At 71.4% G+C, this 17,640-nt stretch carries 21 protein-coding genes and 1 riboswitch; of the genes, 12 read left to right on the top strand and 9 right to left on the bottom strand.

From position 1 onward, the window contains the following. Window positions 1–89: 89 nt before the first annotated feature. Window positions 90–228, bottom strand: a riboswitch (cobalamin riboswitch). Between the two features lie 130 nt (window positions 229–358). The 3 genes from ABT367_RS07285 to ABT367_RS07275 form a co-directional block, all read right to left on the bottom strand. Continuing rightward, entirely contained in the window at window positions 359–580 is a 222-nt protein-coding gene (locus tag ABT367_RS07285; protein WP_352250487.1) for a hypothetical protein, read from the bottom strand. 34 nt (window positions 581–614) lie between these two features. Beyond that, window positions 615–1,895, bottom strand: coding sequence for an inorganic phosphate transporter (locus tag ABT367_RS07280; protein ID WP_352250485.1), 1,281 nt, complete (start codon window positions 1,893–1,895; stop codon window positions 615–617). Window positions 1,896–2,049: 154 nt separating this feature from the next. Beyond that, window positions 2,050–2,799: a lysozyme gene (locus ABT367_RS07275; RefSeq protein WP_352250483.1), complete on the bottom strand. Its 750-nt coding sequence runs from the start codon at window positions 2,797–2,799 to the stop codon at window positions 2,050–2,052. Between the two features lie 191 nt (window positions 2,800–2,990). Here ABT367_RS07275 and ABT367_RS07270 point away from each other — a divergent pair, with 191 nt between their 5' ends. The 3 genes from ABT367_RS07270 to ABT367_RS07260 all read left to right on the top strand — a co-directional run bounded on the left by ABT367_RS07270 (window position 2,991) and on the right by ABT367_RS07260 (window position 6,503). Further along, window positions 2,991–3,707 carry a class II aldolase/adducin family protein gene (locus ABT367_RS07270; RefSeq protein ID WP_352250481.1) on the top strand — a complete coding sequence of 239 codons (717 nt, stop codon included), beginning with the start codon at window positions 2,991–2,993 and terminating at the stop codon, window positions 3,705–3,707. Between the two features lie 104 nt (window positions 3,708–3,811). Next, window positions 3,812–4,939, top strand: a complete 1,128-nt coding sequence (locus ABT367_RS07265) for an alpha/beta hydrolase (protein WP_352250479.1) — start codon at window positions 3,812–3,814, stop codon at window positions 4,937–4,939. 172 nt (window positions 4,940–5,111) lie between these two features. After that, window positions 5,112–6,503 (top strand): hypothetical protein, encoded by a 1,392-nt coding sequence (locus tag ABT367_RS07260; protein WP_352250477.1) that lies wholly within the window; start codon window positions 5,112–5,114, stop codon window positions 6,501–6,503. A gap of 41 nt (window positions 6,504–6,544) precedes the next feature. Here the strand turns inward: ABT367_RS07260 and ABT367_RS07255 are convergent, their stop codons facing one another. Both ABT367_RS07255 and ypfJ read right to left on the bottom strand, forming a co-directional pair. After that, window positions 6,545–6,943, bottom strand: coding sequence for a VOC family protein (locus ABT367_RS07255; protein WP_352250475.1), 399 nt, complete (start codon window positions 6,941–6,943; stop codon window positions 6,545–6,547). Between the two features lie 104 nt (window positions 6,944–7,047). Continuing rightward, a complete protein-coding gene (gene ypfJ / locus ABT367_RS07250) occupies window positions 7,048–7,935 on the bottom strand; it encodes a KPN_02809 family neutral zinc metallopeptidase (RefSeq protein WP_352250474.1) in 888 nt (295 codons plus the stop codon). A 231-nt stretch (window positions 7,936–8,166) separates the two neighbouring features. Between ypfJ and ABT367_RS07245 the strand changes: the two genes are divergently transcribed. The 4 genes from ABT367_RS07245 to ABT367_RS07230 all read left to right on the top strand — a co-directional run bounded on the left by ABT367_RS07245 (window position 8,167) and on the right by ABT367_RS07230 (window position 12,242). Continuing rightward, entirely contained in the window at window positions 8,167–8,946 is a 780-nt protein-coding gene (locus tag ABT367_RS07245; RefSeq protein WP_352250472.1) for a hypothetical protein, read from the top strand. Window positions 8,947–9,098: 152 nt separating this feature from the next. Then, on the top strand, window positions 9,099–10,697 hold the full coding sequence (locus ABT367_RS07240; protein WP_352250471.1) for an ABC-F family ATP-binding cassette domain-containing protein: 1,599 nt from the start codon (window positions 9,099–9,101) through the stop codon (window positions 10,695–10,697). Between the two features lie 396 nt (window positions 10,698–11,093). Further along, window positions 11,094–11,312: a helix-turn-helix domain-containing protein gene (locus ABT367_RS07235; RefSeq protein ID WP_185035675.1), complete on the top strand. Its 219-nt coding sequence runs from the start codon at window positions 11,094–11,096 to the stop codon at window positions 11,310–11,312. 126 nt (window positions 11,313–11,438) lie between these two features. After that, a complete protein-coding gene (locus tag ABT367_RS07230; protein ID WP_352250470.1) occupies window positions 11,439–12,242 on the top strand; it encodes an enoyl-CoA hydratase/isomerase family protein in 804 nt (267 codons plus the stop codon). A gap of 48 nt (window positions 12,243–12,290) precedes the next feature. On the opposite strand, the gene ABT367_RS07225 is transcribed toward ABT367_RS07230, so the two are convergent. Then, window positions 12,291–13,010 (bottom strand): nucleopolyhedrovirus P10 family protein, encoded by a 720-nt coding sequence (locus tag ABT367_RS07225; RefSeq protein ID WP_352250468.1) that lies wholly within the window; start codon window positions 13,008–13,010, stop codon window positions 12,291–12,293. Between the two features lie 82 nt (window positions 13,011–13,092). Between ABT367_RS07225 and ABT367_RS07220 the strand changes: the two genes are divergently transcribed. The 5 genes from ABT367_RS07220 to amaP all read left to right on the top strand — a co-directional run bounded on the left by ABT367_RS07220 (window position 13,093) and on the right by amaP (window position 15,537). After that, a complete protein-coding gene (locus ABT367_RS07220; protein WP_352250466.1) occupies window positions 13,093–13,563 on the top strand; it encodes an Asp23/Gls24 family envelope stress response protein in 471 nt (156 codons plus the stop codon). A gap of 94 nt (window positions 13,564–13,657) precedes the next feature. After that, a complete protein-coding gene (locus ABT367_RS07215; RefSeq protein WP_093614553.1) occupies window positions 13,658–13,855 on the top strand; it encodes a hypothetical protein in 198 nt (65 codons plus the stop codon). Continuing rightward, window positions 13,855–14,244, top strand: a complete 390-nt coding sequence (locus ABT367_RS07210) for a hypothetical protein (protein ID WP_352250464.1) — start codon at window positions 13,855–13,857, stop codon at window positions 14,242–14,244. The genes ABT367_RS07215 and ABT367_RS07210 overlap by 1 nt, the downstream gene beginning before the upstream one ends. Then, the gene (locus ABT367_RS07205) at window positions 14,241–14,954 is read left to right on the top strand and encodes a DUF6286 domain-containing protein (RefSeq protein WP_352250462.1); all 714 of its coding nucleotides are present in this window, start codon (window positions 14,241–14,243) and stop codon (window positions 14,952–14,954) included. The genes ABT367_RS07210 and ABT367_RS07205 overlap by 4 nt, the downstream gene beginning before the upstream one ends. Before the next feature lie 4 nt (window positions 14,955–14,958). Continuing rightward, window positions 14,959–15,537, top strand: coding sequence for an alkaline shock response membrane anchor protein AmaP (gene amaP / locus ABT367_RS07200; protein ID WP_352250460.1), 579 nt, complete (start codon window positions 14,959–14,961; stop codon window positions 15,535–15,537). A 139-nt stretch (window positions 15,538–15,676) separates the two neighbouring features. Here the strand turns inward: amaP and ABT367_RS07195 are convergent, their stop codons facing one another. The 3 genes from ABT367_RS07195 to ABT367_RS07185 form a co-directional block, all read right to left on the bottom strand. Beyond that, a complete protein-coding gene (locus ABT367_RS07195) occupies window positions 15,677–16,432 on the bottom strand; it encodes an SDR family oxidoreductase (RefSeq protein WP_352250458.1) in 756 nt (251 codons plus the stop codon). 43 nt (window positions 16,433–16,475) lie between these two features. Beyond that, the gene (locus ABT367_RS07190; protein WP_352250456.1) at window positions 16,476–17,261 is read right to left on the bottom strand and encodes an SURF1 family cytochrome oxidase biogenesis protein; all 786 of its coding nucleotides are present in this window, start codon (window positions 17,259–17,261) and stop codon (window positions 16,476–16,478) included. Window positions 17,262–17,354: 93 nt separating this feature from the next. Next, window positions 17,355–17,588, bottom strand: coding sequence for a hypothetical protein (locus ABT367_RS07185; RefSeq protein ID WP_165336597.1), 234 nt, complete (start codon window positions 17,586–17,588; stop codon window positions 17,355–17,357). Between the last annotated feature and the right edge of the window lie 52 nt (window positions 17,589–17,640).

Raw genomic sequence — 17,640 nt, 5'->3', positions numbered from 1 at the left:
AACCTTCGTACAGGAGGAACTTGGGGTACTTGGCAGAGCGATGCAGCCTGGCATGGCGAAATGTCCTCACTCAGGGTGTCCGCGCCCTGGTTCGACGTGAACGGCTGCGAGAGTTCCTGGCTCCCGGGGACAACTCCCCGGTGACAGTGGCGGGACCGCGCCGGATTCACACCGGCTTCCTCTACTGCTGCCGTATTGGCTCCGGCAGTCCACCACGCACCGCGAACACCCGTCAACTCGGCGTTGACCTGCGACGGAAGAGTGTGCCCAGACACACACCGGCGCACGCGAAACCGCCCCTTGCCCGGACCGACGAGGTCCGGGCAAGGGGCGGCCGTGCCGTGTGGCGCGGAGTGCCTCAGGTGACGATCAGAAAGATCCCGTACGCCACCGCCGCCGCGCACAGCGCGAAGCAGGCATACGCACCCGTGCGGGCCAGCGCCGCCGAACCGCCCTGAGCGGTGGCCGCCTCCTGCCTGGAGAGGCCCATGATGCCGAGGGTGAACAGGCCCACGAGAAGCACCGTGGCCAGAAGGCTGACGCCGAAGACGGAGCCGAGAGCTGCCCAGTCGATCTTCATACTGCTGATTCCTTAACTAGTCGGGCGAGCCGCGTCAGGCGGTCGCACCGGCCGGCTGCGTGGAGTCGGCAGCAGGCGCGCGGGCCGGGATGGTGGTCTTGACGGCGGGGGCGTCCGTGGCGTCGAGGGCCTCGGCGGCTTCCGCGGCGACGGTCGGCGGCGGGGTCACCGCGGCGATCGCGGTGGTCACCACGCCGGGCTCCTCGGTGACGGGCTCGACCTCGTTGACGTTCGTGTGGTCGATGACCTGGCGGCGCGAGTACAGCCAGATCGCCGCGCACGAGACCACCAGGAAGACCGCGACGACCGCGACTCCCCAGTCGCCCTGACGGGCCACGAACTCGGCGCCCGCGGCCATCAGAGCGGCGGCCGGCAGGGTCAGACCCCACGCGACGAACATCCGGGTCGCGGTGGACCAGCGCACGACGCCGCCCTTGCGGCCGAGACCCGCACCCATCACGGCACCCGAGCAGGAGTGCGTGGTGGAGAGCGAGAAGCCCAGGTTGGACGAGGAGAGGATGACCGCGGCGGCCGAGGTCTGGGCGGCGAAGCCCTGCTGCGGCTGCAGGTCGGTGAGGCCCTTGCCCATGGTGCGGATGATGCGCCAGCCGCCCAGGTAGGTGCCGAGCGCGATCGCGAGACCGGCGGAGACGATCACCCAGACCGGAGGGTTCGAGCCGGGCGCGAGCGCGCCTCCGGCGACCAGGGCCAGGGTGATGATGCCCATCGTCTTCTGGGCGTCGTTGGTGCCGTGGGCGAGCGAGACCAGACCGGCGGAGGCGATCTGACCGGCGCGGTAGCCCTTGGCAGAGGACTTCTCGCCGACGTTCTTGCCGAGCTTGTACGTCAGGCGGGTCGCCAGCATCGCGGCGAGGCCGGCCACGACGGGCGCGGCGATCGCGGGGATGAGGACCTTGGTGACGACGACATCGCCGTTGACCCCGCCGAAGCCGATCGAGGCGACGGTGGCACCGATCAGACCGCCCATGAGGGCGTGCGAGGAACTGGAGGGGAGGCCGACCAGCCAGGTCAGCAGGTTCCACAGAATGGCGCCGACGAGCGCCGCGAGGATCACCTCGGGTTGGATCCCGTCCTCTCTCACCAGGCCGCTGGAGATCGTCTTGGCGACCTCCACCGAGAGGAAGGCTCCGACGAGATTGAGAACGGCGGACATGGCGACCGCCGCCTTGGGCTTCATGGCGCCGGTCGAAATGGTTGTCGCCATCGCGTTGGCGGTGTCGTGGAAACCGTTCGTGAAATCGAACACGAGAGCTACGGCGATCACGATCGCAAGCAGCAGCGTGAAGTGTTCCATTTACCCAGGCAATCGTTCGATGTCAGTGGCTGGACGAACGTAGGCAACCTGGGTGAACGGAAGGTGAACTGGGCCGGGCGCCCGGGTGGCCGGATTGAGGGGTGGCGCCCGCCGCGAGCTCGGGCAAAAGACGCCAACCCCTGCAAACCCGGGCTTACCGCCCTCGGGCGAACTTCTTCAAGCCTCCGGTCGACCCGTTGAAGAGATTCTGATCACCCGGCAGCGTGCCCCCGTTGTCGTACTGCCAGAAGGTCGGATACGACCACCCGGCGGGCAGCGGCCCCGGCGAGGAGCCGTACCGCGCGAGCCACAGTGCGTGATTGGCCCCGAACCCCGAGTAATTGCCGGTGCAGGCCTTCCACCAGTTCGTATTGGTGTAGATGACGGGCCGCCGGCCGGTCGCCCGGAGCACCTCGTTGCTGAAGGCGCGGATCCAGCCGACCATCTTGGACTTGCTCAGTCCGTAGCACTTCTTCTTGCTGTACGGGTTGTACTCGATGTCGAGCGCCGGCGGCAGCGTCCGGCCGTCGGAGCGCCAGCCGCCGCCGTTGCGTACGAAATAGCGGGCCTGCGTGGTGCCGGACGACTTGTTCGGCAGGGCGAAGTGATAGGCGCCGCGGATGAGTCCGGCGCTGCGCGAGCCGTTGTACTGCTGGTTGTAGTACGGGTTCTTGTACGTGTGCGACTCCGTCGCCTTCACGTAGACGAACTTGGCGCCCTTGGACTTGGCCTTCTGCCAGTTCACGTTCTTCTGATGCGAAGAGACATCGTGCCCCTTCGGCTTCGAGGCCGCGGAAGCCGGCGCCTCGATGAGCGCGGTTCCCCCCAGCGCGAGCGTCGCCGCGGACGCGGCAAGGACGCTCAGGCGACGGCTTCGACGGCGTGACGCATTGCCACGAGCCATATTTCCCCCCGGATGGCGACGTGCATGACAAATCCCCCAGAGGTTACGGCTACGTCGGCCGATGCCCGTCGATCTTCGGCCAATCCGGAGAGAACCGTATGAATGCGCATTTGCGCCCTTTCGGAGCGCCGGGCTCCGCACTACAGTGCCCGGCCCCTGTGCCCCCGGTCCGTCCCTGGCAGGATCGCCGCATGGTGCGAGGTGAGCGGGAAGCGCGGGAAGCACAGGCGCGGGAGCAGGCGGTGGCGGTGGCGGAAGCCTGGGAGACGCTGGTCGCCACGGCCCGCAGGACGGCGGACGAGGGCCTTGTCGTCGGCACCTCGGGCAACGTCTCGGTGCGCGTCGGCGACCTGGTGCTCGTGACGCCGAGCGGAGTCCCGTACGAGCGGCTGCGGCCCCAGGACGCGCTCGCGGTGGACCTCGACGGCCGCCAGGTGCTCGGCGCGCTCTCGCCGACCAGCGAACTCCCTCTCCACCTCGCGGTCTACCGCTCGACGGAGGCGCTGGCCGTGGTGCACACCCACGCCGTCCACGCCACGGCCGTCTCCACGCTCGTCGACGAGCTGCCGCCCGTCCACTACATGACCGCGGCCCTCGGCGGAGTGGTCCGTGTCGCCCCGTACGCCCTCTACGGCTCGGACGAATTGGCCGAGAACATGCTGGGCGCACTTCGCGATCGCACAGGTTGTCTACTGCAGAACCACGGCACGGTCACATACGGAGCCACTCTCGCCCAGGCCTACGACCGCACGGCCCAACTCGAATGGCTCTGCCACCTCTGGCTGACCGCGAACTCGGTACCGGGACGCGCACCGCGTTTGCTTTCCGAGGGCGAATTGCTGGAGGTGGGGGAGAAGCTCAAGGGGTACGGGCAATCATCCAGCCCACCCCGCCCCTCCGGCGTTTGAGGAGAGATCCGAACGAAGTTCGGATGCCGGGTCCGGAGGAGACCGGACCCGAACAAGGACCCCGCCCACTGGCCGACAACCCGTGACGCACCGACACTGGACCCGTGCGCCCCGCAACCGCGACGGCAGCAGCCGTCACCGCCCTGATCGGTGCCGGCGCGGCCATGCTCGCGGCCGGCCGCCACGCAAGCGATGCCGCTCTGAAGGTCGAGCCGGGCAGACCGCTGCCCACCGAGCCCGCCCTCACCGTGCACGCCACGTCGAGCCACCAGGTCGCGCTGACCCGCGACCTCGCCTCGCAGCGCCCCGGTGTCTACGGACTGACCGGCCGCGGCTGCCACGCCGTCGTCGGACCGGTCATGGAGGACGCCCCGCACACGGCCGACACCGTCGTACGGCGCCTCGACCGCATCACCCACGGCACCCTCGACGCCGGCGCCAAGGTGTGGCTCACCCCGCAGGTCCACCTCGGCAACCCGCGCACCGCGCTCGGCCTCGACCACGCCGATGTCGACATCCCCGGTGAGCTCGGCGGGCTGCCCGCATGGTTCGTGCCAGCGCACCGCGACACCTGGGTGATCACCGTGCACGGCCTGGGTGCCACGCGCGAACACCCCATGGTCGTCATGGAGTTCCTGCACGGCATGCGGATCCCCGTACTCGATCTCGCCTACCGCGGCGACCTCGGCGCACCCCGCTCACCGGACGGTCTCGCCCATCTCGGCGAGACCGAGTGGCGCGACCTGGACGCGGCCCTGCGCTACGCCGTCCGCTACGGCGCACGGAACATCGTCGTCCACGGCTGGTCCACGGGCGCCACGATGGCGCTGCACGCGCTGGCCCACTCCGCCCTGCGCGACCGCATCAGCGGACTGATCCTCGACTCGCCGGTCCTCGACTGGGAGAGCACGGTCCGCGCGCTCGCCGCCGCGAGCCGTACGCCCTCGCCGCTGCTGCCGCTCGCGGTGCGCGCCGCACAGGGCCGCACCGGACTGAGCGGCGACCGGACCAGGGGCGCGGCCGTACCCGACGGCATCGAGGTCCCGGTCCTCGTCTTCCACGGCCCCGACGACACCCTCGCGCCCTGGGCCGCCACCCGTGAATTCGCCGCCCGCCGCCCGGACTTGATCACCCTGCACACGGTGCCAGACGCCCCGCACGGCGCGATGTGGAACGCGGACCCGCGCGGCTACGAGGAGACCATGCGCCGCTTCCTCACCCCGCTGCTCTAGAGCGCCTTTTGGACCATGCCGGGCCTTGTCCACAGGGCAGGCCCTAGCAGGTGTGCGAGGCGCCTGCGGGATATCACGAGCCGTAGTCCCCCGATGGGGTCCGATCAGGGCGAAGCTCCCACACCGGACGCCCGATTGGGTTTTCGGGGTCGGAGCGGGAAGACTGCACCCTGTGACGTCCCGTAACCCGCGCGACTCCAGGCTCCGACTCGTCCGCCCGCGCCCCCTGGCGCCCGTCCCCGCAGCACAGCCCCCCAAGGCCCGGCGCCGCCCCGCCCCCAGGCCGCCCGAGGGCACACCCGCCCCCGCGCAGCTCGCCACGATGGCGCGCAAGGGCCTGGCCGCCGCCGCGCGGATCGCCCGCTGGGCCGGGGACACCGGCAGCGGGGGACAGCCGAACGTGCTGCGCACCGCACCCGGCGGAGCCCTCACCCCGGACGCGGCCGAACAGGCCGCCACGGCACTCGGACTGACTCCCCGGCAGGTGCGCACCGACTGGGACACCGCACGTCTGGCGGGCCTGATCGAGGTGCATGGCGACAGTGCCCGTCCGGGCTGGCGGCTGCGCGCCTGGGACCGGGACGACTCGGCGGTCCTGCGCGGGTGGGTCGCCCTGTTCGACGCATGGTCCCTGGTGCACCCGGCGCCCGCCGAACTCGCACCCGCCGCGGTGGCCGAAGTGATCGAGGCCGTACCGCAGTTGCTGTCCGTGCTGCAGCTCTCCCAGGGCCCGCTCCCGCTGCCGCAGCTGCTCGACCTCCTCGAGCAGCGCGTCACCGAACTCCGCGACGAGCGCTGCGAGATCCCGTATGGACCGCAGGCCGAACCGGTCCCCGCCGAAACGGACTCGGCCCCGCTGCTCGACTGGGCGCTCACCGGCCTCGCCGCTGTCGGCGCACTGACCCTCGACGCGGACCAGGCGACGATGACACCGCTCGGCAGCTGGGCGGTCTGGGTCAAGCTGGAACAGATCATCGTGGCCGCGCAGAGCCCCGCGGGGAACATCGAGCAGCACGCCGAGGGCATGCTCCGCGGCTGCGCCCGTCTGCGCCCCAACGCCGCCCGCGCCGAATACCGCGCCTGGCTGGCCGCGCGCCCCGTGGGCAGCGCCGTCACCGAACTCCTCGACGCGGCCCGCGGCGACGACTCCCTGCTGCGAGGTCTCGCCTTCGAAGCCCTGCGCGTGGTCGGCGCCCCCGCCGAACCGGACGTACGCGCCGCCTCCGACGAGCTGCTCCTGCGTCCGTACGCCCTGATCTGGCTCGCCGAGCACGAGGGCTACGACCCCGAGGATGTGCACACGGTGCTCACCCGCGAGGAATCCACCTGGCTCTGGGTGGACACGGCCGCGGCGGTCGCGGACCACGGTGAAGCCACCCTGCTGGTACGGCACTTGGAAGCGGCGGTGCAGCCGACGATCCCGCAGCTGCTCGCCGAGATCCGCGCGGTCGGCCACCCCCGTACCGTCCAGGTCCTGGTCGCGCTTGCGGCCGCCCACCCCGACCCGGCTCTCGCCAAGGCGGTACGGCGGGCGGCCTTCCAGGTCCACACCGGCGGGGCCTGACAGCGCTCAGCGGCGCAGCGCCCCCGTCGGCAGGACGGAGCTCAGCCTGCCTGCGGGCTGTAGTTCCCGAAGCTCCAGATGTTGCCCTCGAGATCGCGGGCCATGTAGTCCCGCGATCCGTAGTCCTGGTCGGTGGGCGGCATCAGGATCTCGACGCCGTGCTCCACGGAGCGCTTGTGGTGGGTGTCCACGTCGTCGACGTGGATGAAGACACCGGCGGGCCCGGCCTGCTCCATCGCCTTGGCGAAGACGCCGCCGCGGCCCTTCGAGCCCAACATCACCACGCCGTTGCCGTACGTGAGCTCGCAGTGCTCGACGACGCCGCCCTCACCCTCGTACAGCGCGGCCTCGGCGAAACCGAAGGCCTCGGTGAGCTGGCGGACCGCCGCCTTGGCGTCCGCGTACAGCAGGGTGGGAACGATGGTCGGTGACTGTGCCATGGGGATCCACTCCTCAGAGGATTTCCATGCGGATGTGACCTGTGGCCCAGTCTGGCACCCGGCACTGACAATCCCGTCGCGCGCGGATCAGGCGCCGCCCGCCGTCACCGGAAGGTGTTGCACTGGGCCATGTCGCCGGTGCGGTAACCCTGGTAGAACCACTGCTGCCGCTGCTCGGCCGAGCCGTGCGTCCAGTTCTCCGGCGACACCCGCCCCTGGAACCGCTCCTGGATCCGGTCGTCGCCGACCGCGGCCGCCGCGCTCAGACCGTCGCGGATGTCCGCGTCGGTGAGCGAGGTGATCAGCGGCCGGCCGGTGGCCTCGTCGGGGGTGCTCGTCGCGTGCTTGGCCCACACCCCCGCGTAGCAGTCGGCCTGCAGCTCGACCCGTACGGCATTGCTGTTCGCGCCGGTCCGCCCGTCCTGGGCGCGCTGCAGCGTGCCGGCCAGGTTCTGGACGTGGTGGCCGTACTCGTGCGCCACCACATAGGCCTGGGCGAACGGGCCGCCGCTGGAGCCGAACTTGGTCCGCAGCTCGTTGAAGAAGCCCAGATCCAGATAGACCTTCCGGTCCCCGGGGCAGTAGAAGGGCCCGACCGCCGAGGTCGCGGCGCCGCACGCGGTGTTGACGCGACCGGAGAAGAACACGGTCTGCGCGTCTCCGTAGCGGGCGTTGCGGCGCGGGAACTCCTGGCGCCAGTAGTCCTGCACGCTGTTGACCACCGCGACCATCCGGCAGTCGTCCTTGGTGTTCGCGTCCTGCCCGGTCCGGCAGGTCTGCTGCACCTGCGCGGCGCTCGACGCGGTGTCCGTGGGGTCGTCATTGCCCGAGGTCAGGCCCAGATTGTCCGGGCCGACACCGAAGAAGAGCCCCATGATCAGCGCGATGATGCCGGCGAATCCGCCGCCGATGGCCGCCTTGCTCTTCATCCGGCTGCCGCGGACGTCGCTGACTTCCGAGGTGTCCAGATTGGCGTTGTCGTCGAACTGCACGGGCGCACCATCCTTAGGCCGATATCGGAGGCTCGGCTCCTTCATCCTGTTACGACCGGTCGCAACGGGCGTGGGCAGAGGACCGAACGGGCGACCCGAGGCCGCCGGCCTGCCGTGTCGGGCGCCTTCCGGACCGCCCGCGCGCGGCGCCGGGACTACGCTCTGCGCCGGACCCGAGGCCGCGCGCCCTGTGCGGTCAGGCCGGCGAAGAGCAGTGACGAGGGGGCCTATGTGAGCGGCGGACCGATGCGGACCGGAGCCCCTGCCGCCGTGGAGCGTGAGCCCCGCGCCGACGGCCGCCCGGCCGGCGGCCCGTACGCACCGCCCCGGCCGCCCGGACCCCGACGCCCCCCGCGCCGCACGTCCCGCCTGATGCTCCCGCTTGCGCTCGCCCTCGCCGCGGCCGCCCCGCTGATCACCGCCGCCCATGACGCACGCCCCGCCCCCTTCGGCGACCGTCTGGTGCGGTACGCCGCCGCGGCCGAGGGCGAGGCCCGGCTCCGTATCGAGGGCGGTGCGGTCCGCGGGTACGACGCGGAGAGCGGCCGTACCCGCTGGACCCACGCCCGCGACGGGCGCCGGCCGCTCACGCTGCTGCCCGCGACCGGGCACGCGGTCACGCTCTGGGACGACGGGCTGATCACCGACACGGTGCGCGACGGCAGCGCGGTGCGCTGGCACCGGGCCATTCCCGGAGGGGCCGGCCGGCTGCGCGAGAGCGGGGCGCGAGGCGTGCTGAGAGCCCTGGACCCCGAGGCGCGGATGGTGGCCGTGGTGACCCCGCAGCGGATCACCGCCTACCGCAGCGCGGACGGCGATCTGCGCTGGGTGCTGCCGGCCCGGCGCGGCTGCGCCTTCGCGCCGGAACGCGGGGTACGTCACGGCCGTGCATGGCTGCTCGCGCAGCCCTGCGCGGGCGACGCGGCAGCCTGGCCGCTGCAGGTCGTCGCGGTCGACGACCTCGGCCGGATCGCCCCGCACCGGCGCCCGATGGGCAATGACCTGCCGTAAGGCGCGGACCGCCGCACCGGCCCCAAAAGCAGTTGCCCCCCACCGCTAGAATTGCCGTATGGCCATTCTCCTCGTGCATTAGGCGGCGTCGACACGTCCCTCAGCCCTGTCGTCCTTTCCGCCGTCTTCCCACCCTGCCTGGAGTCTGTCCCGTGATCACCGCAACCGGCATCGAGCTGCGCGCCGGCGCCCGTGTCCTCATCGAGAGCGCCACCTTCCGCGTCGCCAAGGGCGACCGCATCGGTCTGGTCGGGCGCAACGGCGCCGGCAAGACCACCCTCACCAAGTGCCTTGCCGGCGAGGGCCAGCCCGCGGGCGGCACCATCACGCGCTCCGGTGAGGTCGGCTATCTGCCGCAGGACCCGCGCACCGGCGACCTCGACATGCTGGCCCGCGACCGGATCCTCTCGGCCCGCGGCCTCGACACCCTGATCACGAAGATGCGCCAGAACGAGGAGCGCATCGCGAACGGCCAGGGCGGTACGCGCGAGAAGGCGCTGCGGCAGTACGAGCGCCAGGAGACCGAGTTCCTCACCAAGGGCGGATACGCGGCCGAGGCCGAGGCGGCGACCATCGCCGCCGCGCTCGGACTGCCCGACCGGGTGCTCGGCCAGCCGCTGCATACGCTCTCCGGCGGTCAGCGCCGCCGTGTCGAGCTCGCGCGGATCCTGTTCTCGGACGCCGACACCCTGCTCCTCGACGAGCCCACGAACCACCTCGACGCCGATTCCATCGTCTGGCTGCGCGAGTACCTCAAGACGTACCGCGGCGGCTTCATCGTGATCTCCCACGACGTCGACCTCGTCGAGACCGTGGTCAACAAGGTCTTCTATCTGGACGCCAACCGCTCCCAGATCGACGTCTACAACATGGGCTGGAAGCTCTACCAGCAGCAGCGCGAGGCCGACGAGAAGCGCCGCAAGCGCGAGCGGCAGAACGCCGAGAAGAAGGCCGCGGCGCTCAACTCGCAGGCCGACAAGATGCGGGCGAAGGCCACCAAGACGGTCGCCGCGCAGAACATGGCCCGCCGCGCCGAGAAGCTGCTCTCCGGCCTCGAGGCCGTGCGCGTGAACGACAAGGTCGCCAAGCTGCGCTTCCCCGAGCCCGCGCCCTGCGGCAAGACCCCGCTGACCGCGGAGGGCCTGTCCAAGTCGTACGGCTCGCTCGAGATCTTCACGGATGTGGACCTCGCGATCGACAAGGGTTCGCGGGTCGTGATCCTCGGGCTCAACGGTGCGGGCAAGACCACCCTGCTCCGCCTCCTCGCGGGCGTCGAGCAGCCCGACACCGGCGAGGTCACGCCCGGCCACGGCCTCAAGCTCGGTTACTACGCACAGGAGCACGAGACCCTCGACCCGCAGCGCACCGTTCTGGAGAACATGCGCTCCGCGGCCCCCGACCTCGATCTGGTCGACGTCCGCAAGACGCTCGGCTCGTTCCTGTTCTCCGGTGACGACGTCGACAAGCCGGCCGGCGTCCTGTCCGGCGGCGAGAAGACCCGTCTCGCGCTCGCGACGCTCGTGGTGTCCTCCGCCAACGTGCTGCTGCTCGACGAGCCCACCAACAACCTCGACCCCGCCAGCCGCGAGGAGATCCTCGGCGCGCTGCGCACGTACAAGGGCGCGGTCGTCCTGGTCACGCACGACGAGGGCGCGGTCGAGGCGCTGCAGCCGGAGCGCATCATCCTGCTGCCCGACGGCGTCGAGGACCTGTGGGGCGCGGATTACGCGGACCTGGTGGCGCTCGCGTAAGGCCGCGCGGGCAGCGCCTCGCGGCGGTGCGGCCTCGGGACGGCTCGTCCCGAACACGGGAGGACGAGCCTGATCCACTTCGTCTGGATCATTCTGCTGACGCGTGATCCTTCGTATGAGTGAGATCGCCTAGTACCGCGGTGTGTCGTACACCGGATCAAGGGATGGCCTGGCCGTGTGCGGTTGACCGTGACCTTGTGCGCCTTGACCTGCCGGTTCGTTCATGGACGTGTTCGACCGAGTGAACCGAGATCACCGGATTCATTCCCTCCGTTTGTGAGGACCCGCTTGGAAGCGCCGATTCCGGCCGGACGGACCTTGCCGAATGGGTGGCCAGGACGCTCAAGAGGGGTGATCATGAGAAGTCCAGAGCGCACTTCCCATGAGGAGGCACGGGTGGCCGAGACTCTGAAGAAGGGCAGCCGGGTAACCGGCGCCGCGCGCGACAAGCTCGCGGCAGACCTGAAGAAGAAGTACGACTCCGGTGCGAGCATCCGGGCGCTGGCCGAGGAGACCGGCCGCTCCTATGGATTCGTCCACCGGATGCTCAGCGAGTCCGGGGTCACGCTGCGGGGACGCGGCGGGGCGACGCGGGGCAAGAAGGCGACAGCCTGACCCTCCCGCTGCCCAGAGGTCTTCGGTAGTGGTGCGGTGGCCACCCGGTCGGTCGCATGGCCGACCGGGTGGTTACTGTGCAGTCACTTCATTGCTGTTTCTGACTGCGGCCACGCGGAGACGCTCATGACCTCGTACGACACTTCCGGCACCGTCGTCCTCGACAAGGACGGCGTCCGGCTCACCATCGACGACACGCTCGCCACGGTGACCCTGGCCAACGCGGCCAAGCGCAACGCCCAAAGTCCTGCACTCTGGCGGGCGTTGACCGAGGCCGGCCGGGCGCTGCCGGGCAGCGTGCGCGTGGTGGTCCTGCGCGGGGAGGGCAAGTCGTTCTCCGCCGGTCTCGACCGGCAGGCCTTCACACCGGAGGGGTTCGAGGGCGAGCCCTCGTTCCTGGAGATGGCGCGCGGCGGTGACGCGGAGCTCGATGCGGTCATCGCCGAGTACCAGGAGGCGTTCACGTGGTGGCGGCGCAGCGATGTGCTGACCATCGCGGCCGTGCAGGGGCATGCGATCGGCGCCGGGTTCCAGCTGGCGCTCGCCTGTGACCTGCGGGTCGCGGCCGAGGACGCCCAGTTCGCCATGCGCGAGACCAGCCTGGGGCTCGTCCCCGATCTGACCGGCACGCATCCGCTGGTCGGTCTGGTCGGCTATGCGCGCGCCCTGGAGATCTGTGTCACCGGGCGCTTCGTGCACGCGGACGAGGCGGGGCGCATCGGCCTCGCCAACCTCGTCGTGCCCGGAACCGAACTCGACGCCGCCGTACGCGATTTGGCCGGCGCCCTGCTCGCCGCGCCGCGCGATGCGGTCGTCGAGACCAAGGCGCTGCTGCAGGGTGCGGTGAGCCGCTCCTACGAGGACCAGCGCGTCGCCGAGCGTGCGGCGCAGGCGCGGCGGCTGCGGGATCTGGCGGGTCTGGGCGACTGACGTCCCGTTCCCGTACCGAGCCCTGTCGGCTACGCGAGCCCCGTACTCCTACGTGAGTCCGTCGATCTCCGTGACCAGAACCGCCACCGTCGGCCGGTCGGGGAGCGCGGCGGAAGCGGCGCGGCGGACGGCCAGGGCGACCTCGAGTGCGTTGTGGTGCGCGGCGGTCGCCAGGTCGATACGGAGGTGGCGCGCCGCAAGCGCACCGGGTGAGCGGCGCTCCTCCACCAGTACGGCGCGGCCCGTGCCCGCCTGCGTCCCCGTCAGCCGGGTCACTCCCGGTACGGCCAGGGCGGCGCGGGCGGCCGGGTCGCTGCCGGGGTCGGTGCGGCCGGTCCGAACGCGCCTGCCCGGCACGGGGGTTGCGGCCGTGAGCTCCTCGGGTTCGACCAGCTCCGTGATCCGCAGATCCACCGACTCGACCACCAGGCCGAGCCCGTGCGCGGCGATCGCGAGCCCCGACCGCAGCCGCTGCGCGACGACCGGCAACGGCTCATCCGCCGACGCGGCGCACTCGGCCGTCATCCGCAGCGGCCCGGGCGGCAGCGCACTCGGCGGTCCGGGCACCACCGGCTCGGCGGCCGCGTCCGGGTCGGCGAGTGCGAGGCGTACCGCATCGAGGCGCACTCCCCGTAACGCGGCGGCGGCACGTACCAGGACCGCGCGCGCCGCCGACTCCGCGATCCACGCCCCGTCGGCGGGTCCGCCGAGCGCCAACAGCCGTCCCAGGCCCAGTTGTTGACGTATCGCCTGTGCCAAACCGTCCATGGATGCAGCTTGCCCGGTGACCGACGGGGCACCCGCACTTACCGTGGGCGAAGGAGCGCAATCGGCGGCGAGGGGACAGGCGATGACCGAGACCGTACAACCGGGCCAGGAAGTCACGTTGGAGGCCGCGTCTGAGGAACAGACCGGCACGGGAGTGAAGAAGCGGGGCGGCGGCGATCCCGCGACACGGGGACGCACCACGATCGCCGACGGCGTCGTCGAGAAGATCGCCGGGCTCGCGGCCCGTGATGTGGTCGGTGTGCACGCGATGGGTCTGTCGCGGACCTTCGGCGCCGTACGCGACCGCGTGCCCGGCGCCAAGTCGGTGACACGGGGCGTCAAGGCCGAGGTCGGCGAGGTGCAGACGGCGCTCGATCTGGAGATCGTCGTGGACTACGGCGTCTCGATCGTCGATGTGGCCCGCGCCGTACGCGAGAACGTGATCGCCGCCGTCGAGCGGATGACCGGACTCGAAGTCGTGGAGGTCAACATCGCGGTCGGCGATGTGAAGCTTCCCGACGAGGAGGACGACGACGAAACGCGGCTCCAGTGAGACCTCCCGAGGTGAGCCCCGGCCACGGTCGCCGGGCCTCCGGCTGCCGCCCGGGGCCCGGCACATACCGACGCGGACGTGAGAAGGGTGAGCGATGAGCAGGGCTTCGATCGGGCTGCTCGCGGGGATGGCGCTCGGATTCGCCGCGTACTTCGGCGGGTTCGGCGCGTTCCTGCTCGTGGCGGCGCTCGGTGCGCTCGGGTTTCTCGTCGGGCGGTACGCGGACGGAGATCTGGACCTGGGCGATCTCTTCCGCGGCCGCGGTGAGTCACGCGGCGACCGGCGGCGCTGATGGCTGCGGCGGGTAGTCCTGGTAGTCCCGGCAGTCCCGGCAGTCCCGGCGTGCGGGCGGTGCCCCCGGGCGACCGTGGCGCGACCACCATCGCCGACCGGGTCGTGGAGAAGATCGCCGCGTACGCGGCCCGTGAAGCGCTCGGCCCGGGCCTGCCCGCGGCCGGCCGGGTGCCACAGGCCGCGGTGCGCGTGCGGGAACCGGTCGTGCGGGCGCGCATCACGCTCGAGCTCGGCTACCCGAGCGACATCGGCGCCCAGTGCGCGGCCGTGCGTCGTCAAGTCGCCCGGCGGGTAGAGGCGTTGGCGGGGATGACCGTGCCCGAGGTGGCGGTCCAGGTGGAGCGGCTGCATCCGGTGCGGACGCAGGCGGTGGGGAGGACACGATGAGCGAAGGACCCGAAGGGCGGGCGGCGCCGCCCGGTCCCGAGAGCGAGGGCACGACACGGAGCCTGCCCGTCCTGGAGAAGGCCGAGGTGCTGCAGCGGGCGCAGTCCGAGCTGGACCAGTCGGCCTCCGCCGCGCGCTACGGCCCGGTGGTCACGCCCGAGGAGGACGGTGACGGCGGCCGGCTGTGGTCCGTGCGCCGGATCCCGGCGGCGGTGCTCGCGCTGCTGCTCGCGGCCGGCGCGGGACTGCTGATCTACGACCTCGCGGCGGTACGGGCCGAACAGTCCGCGATGGCCTGGCGCAAGGAGCTCGCCGGTCAGCTCGCGGTCAGGACGCTGGACGATCCCTGGGTGCTCGCCGGGGCCGCGGTGGTCGTGGTGCTCGGGATCGGGCTCCTGGTCCTTGCGGCTGCCCCCGGACACCGTTCCGCACTGCCGATGCGCAGCGGCAACGCGGACGTCCGCGCGTGGCTGGACAGCGCCGCCGCCGCGCTCGTCCTGCGGGACCGGGCGATGGAGGTGTCCGGTGTGCAGTCGGTGCGGGTACGCGTGTACCGGTCGAAGGTCGATGTGCGGGCCGTCTCGCACTTCCGTGAACTCGACGAGGTACGGGCCGACTTGGACACCGCGCTCGGCGACGGCATCAAGTCCCTCGGCCTGGTCGCGGGGCCCGCGCTGTCGGTGACGGTGTCACGACCGGGGAAGGGCTGAGGCCATGCTGCGGATAGCCAACCGTGTGCTGCTCGGGCTTGTGGGGCTCGCGCTCCTGGTCGTGGGCGTCAGCGTGCTGATCGCGGGGGCGGGCGGGCCGCTGCCGTCGTGGTGGTTCTACGACGCCCAGGGCGATGTGCTGCTCGCCGAGTCCGCGCGGGACCGGTTCCGGCAGGACACCTGGTGGTGGCCGGCCGTGTTCGGGGCGCTGGGCGCGCTGTTCGGTCTGATGGTGTGGTCGCTTGTCGCCCAGGTCCGGCGCAACCGGCTCACCGAGGTGCTCGTGGACAGCGGGGACGGACAGGGGGCGCTGCTGCGGGCACGGGCTCTGGCGGGTGTACTGGCGGGTGCCGCGGAGGAGCTGGACGGGGTCGGGCGGGCGGATGTGCTGCTCGTCGGGCGGCGCAATGCGCCTTCGGCGCAGGTCCATCTCGTGTTGGAGGCGCATGCGGCTCCCCGCGAGACCTTGCAGCACCTCACGTACGAGGCGCTGACCACGGCGCGGGATTCGGCCGGGCTCGACCGGCTGCCGGCGGAGGTGGAGATGGGGGCGGTGAAGAGGCGGGCGCAGCGGGTGAGTTGACGTGCACCGGTGGACAGTCCCCGCCCGCCCGGGGGCCGAAGCCCTTCTCAGGCTATCGGCCCCCACTGACAATCCGCTGAGGATCAGAACCCCCGCAGCGCCCCACCATCCACCGGCACCACTGACAACCCGCTGAGGATCAGAACCCCCGCAGCGCCCCACCATCCACCGGCACCATCACACCCGTCAGATACGAAGCCGCAGGCGACAGGGTGAACGCTGCCACGCGGCCGAACTCCTCCGGGGTGCCGTAGCGGCGCAGCGGGATGCGGGACTCGTTGGCGGCGCGGGCCGCGTCCGGGTCGGGGGCCAGGCCGTCCAACTGGCGCATGCGGTCCGTCGCGATCCGGCCGGGCAGGAGGCCCAGGACGCGGATGCCGCGCGGGCCGACCTCGTCCGACAGGGACTTGGCGAAGCCCGCGAGTCCGGGGCGCAGTCCGTTGGAGATGGTGAGACCGCCGATCGGCTCGTACACCGAACCCGAAAGCACGAAGCCGATCGCGCCGCCCTCGCCGAGCTCCGCGGCCGCGCCGCGTGCGAGCCGTACCGCGCCGAGGAAGACGGAGTCGAAGGCCGCCTGCCACTGCTCGTCGGTGTTGGAGGCGGCGGTACCGGGAGCGGGGCCGCCGACGCTGATGAGGATGCCGTCGAAGCGGCCGAAGCGCTCACGCGCGGTGTCGATCAGACGCTGCGCGGCGGCCGGGTCGGCATTGTCGGCGCCGACACCGACGGCGTTCTCGCCGAGCGCGGCGGCCGCCTCGGCGGCGGCCTTCTCCTCACGCCCGGTGATCACGACCTTCGCACCGTCCGCGACAAGGGCGGCGGCGCTCGCGTATCCGAGGCCGCGGGTGGCTCCGGTGACGACGTACACACGGTCCTTCAGTCCAAGATCCATGGACCCATCCTGCCGTGCACGCCCCGACAAGGGGAGTGGGGGGTCAGGCCGGAACCGCTTCGGTCTGCTCCTCGGATGCGGCGGCCGAGCGCTCGCGCCGTTCGCGTACTTCCCGTCGTACGAGGAAGACCCAGCCGACCGGGACGGCGGCCGTGAACAGCCACCACTGGATGGCGTACGCGAAGTGGTTGCCGATCGAGTCGTGGTCCGGCTCGGGGAGCTGCTCGGGGGAGTCGGTCGCCGGGTGGGTCAGTTCGATGTAGCCGCCGAGCACCTCCTTGTTCAGGAGCTGGGCCTGCTGCTCGCTGCTGATCAGCATCACCTGGCGGTCCGGCAGGCCCTTGAGGTCCTTGATGCCGCTGGCGTCCGTGGTCTGCGAAGCCATCAGACGGCCCGTCACCGTGAGCTCGCCCGACGGCGGCGGCGGAACCTTCGGGAACGCCTTCTGGTCACTGGCCGTGGGCACCCAGCCCCGGTTCACCAGGACGACCTTGCCGTCCTGGAGCACGAACGGGGTCAGGACGTGGAAGCCGACCCGGTCGTCGGAGTTGGTGCGGCGGCGGACGACGACCTCGTGCCCGGTGTCGAAGCGGCCGGTCGCGGTGACCCGGCGCCAGTAGTCGGCACGCGGCAGGGTCTCGCCCGGCGAGCTGAGCTCCTCGACGGGGACGGGCTTCGCGTCGAGGCTCTTCGCGATCAGCGCGTTCTGTGCGACGCGGGCCTGATGCCGGTGCAGCTGCCAGAAGCCCAGCTCGATCATCACGGGGATGAGCACGAGGGCGAGCAGGGTGACGAACACCCACTGCCGGGTCAACAGGAAGCGGTACACGCCGACGACGGTACCCCGGCATACGAAGGCCCCCTGCGGGAGGGGTCCCGTAGGGGGCGTTATCGGTCGGTAAGCGGTCAGGACGCGAGGCGGTCACACCCGGTCGACGATGCCCACCTGCCCTTCCGCGCGCGAACAGTGCGCACCGCAGTACCAGTGCCCCTCGACCTCGACGCCCTGGCCGATGATCCGGCACCGGCAGTGCTCGCAGATGGGCGCCATACGGTGGATGGCGCACGAGAAGCAGTCGAAGACGTGGACCGCGCCCTGGGCGTGGACCTCGAAGCTCATGGAGTAGTCGTTTCCGCAGACCTCACAACGTGCCATGCGCCACAGAGTGGGACCCGCACACCGCCTCGCCGCCGAGGCATGCGGCGTG

Source organism: Streptomyces mesophilus (genome assembly GCF_040300965.1).
In the GTDB taxonomy this organism is placed as follows: Bacteria; Actinomycetota; Actinomycetes; order Streptomycetales; family Streptomycetaceae; genus Streptomyces; species Streptomyces mesophilus_A.
This window is presented reverse-complemented; position numbering and strand designations above follow the sequence as displayed.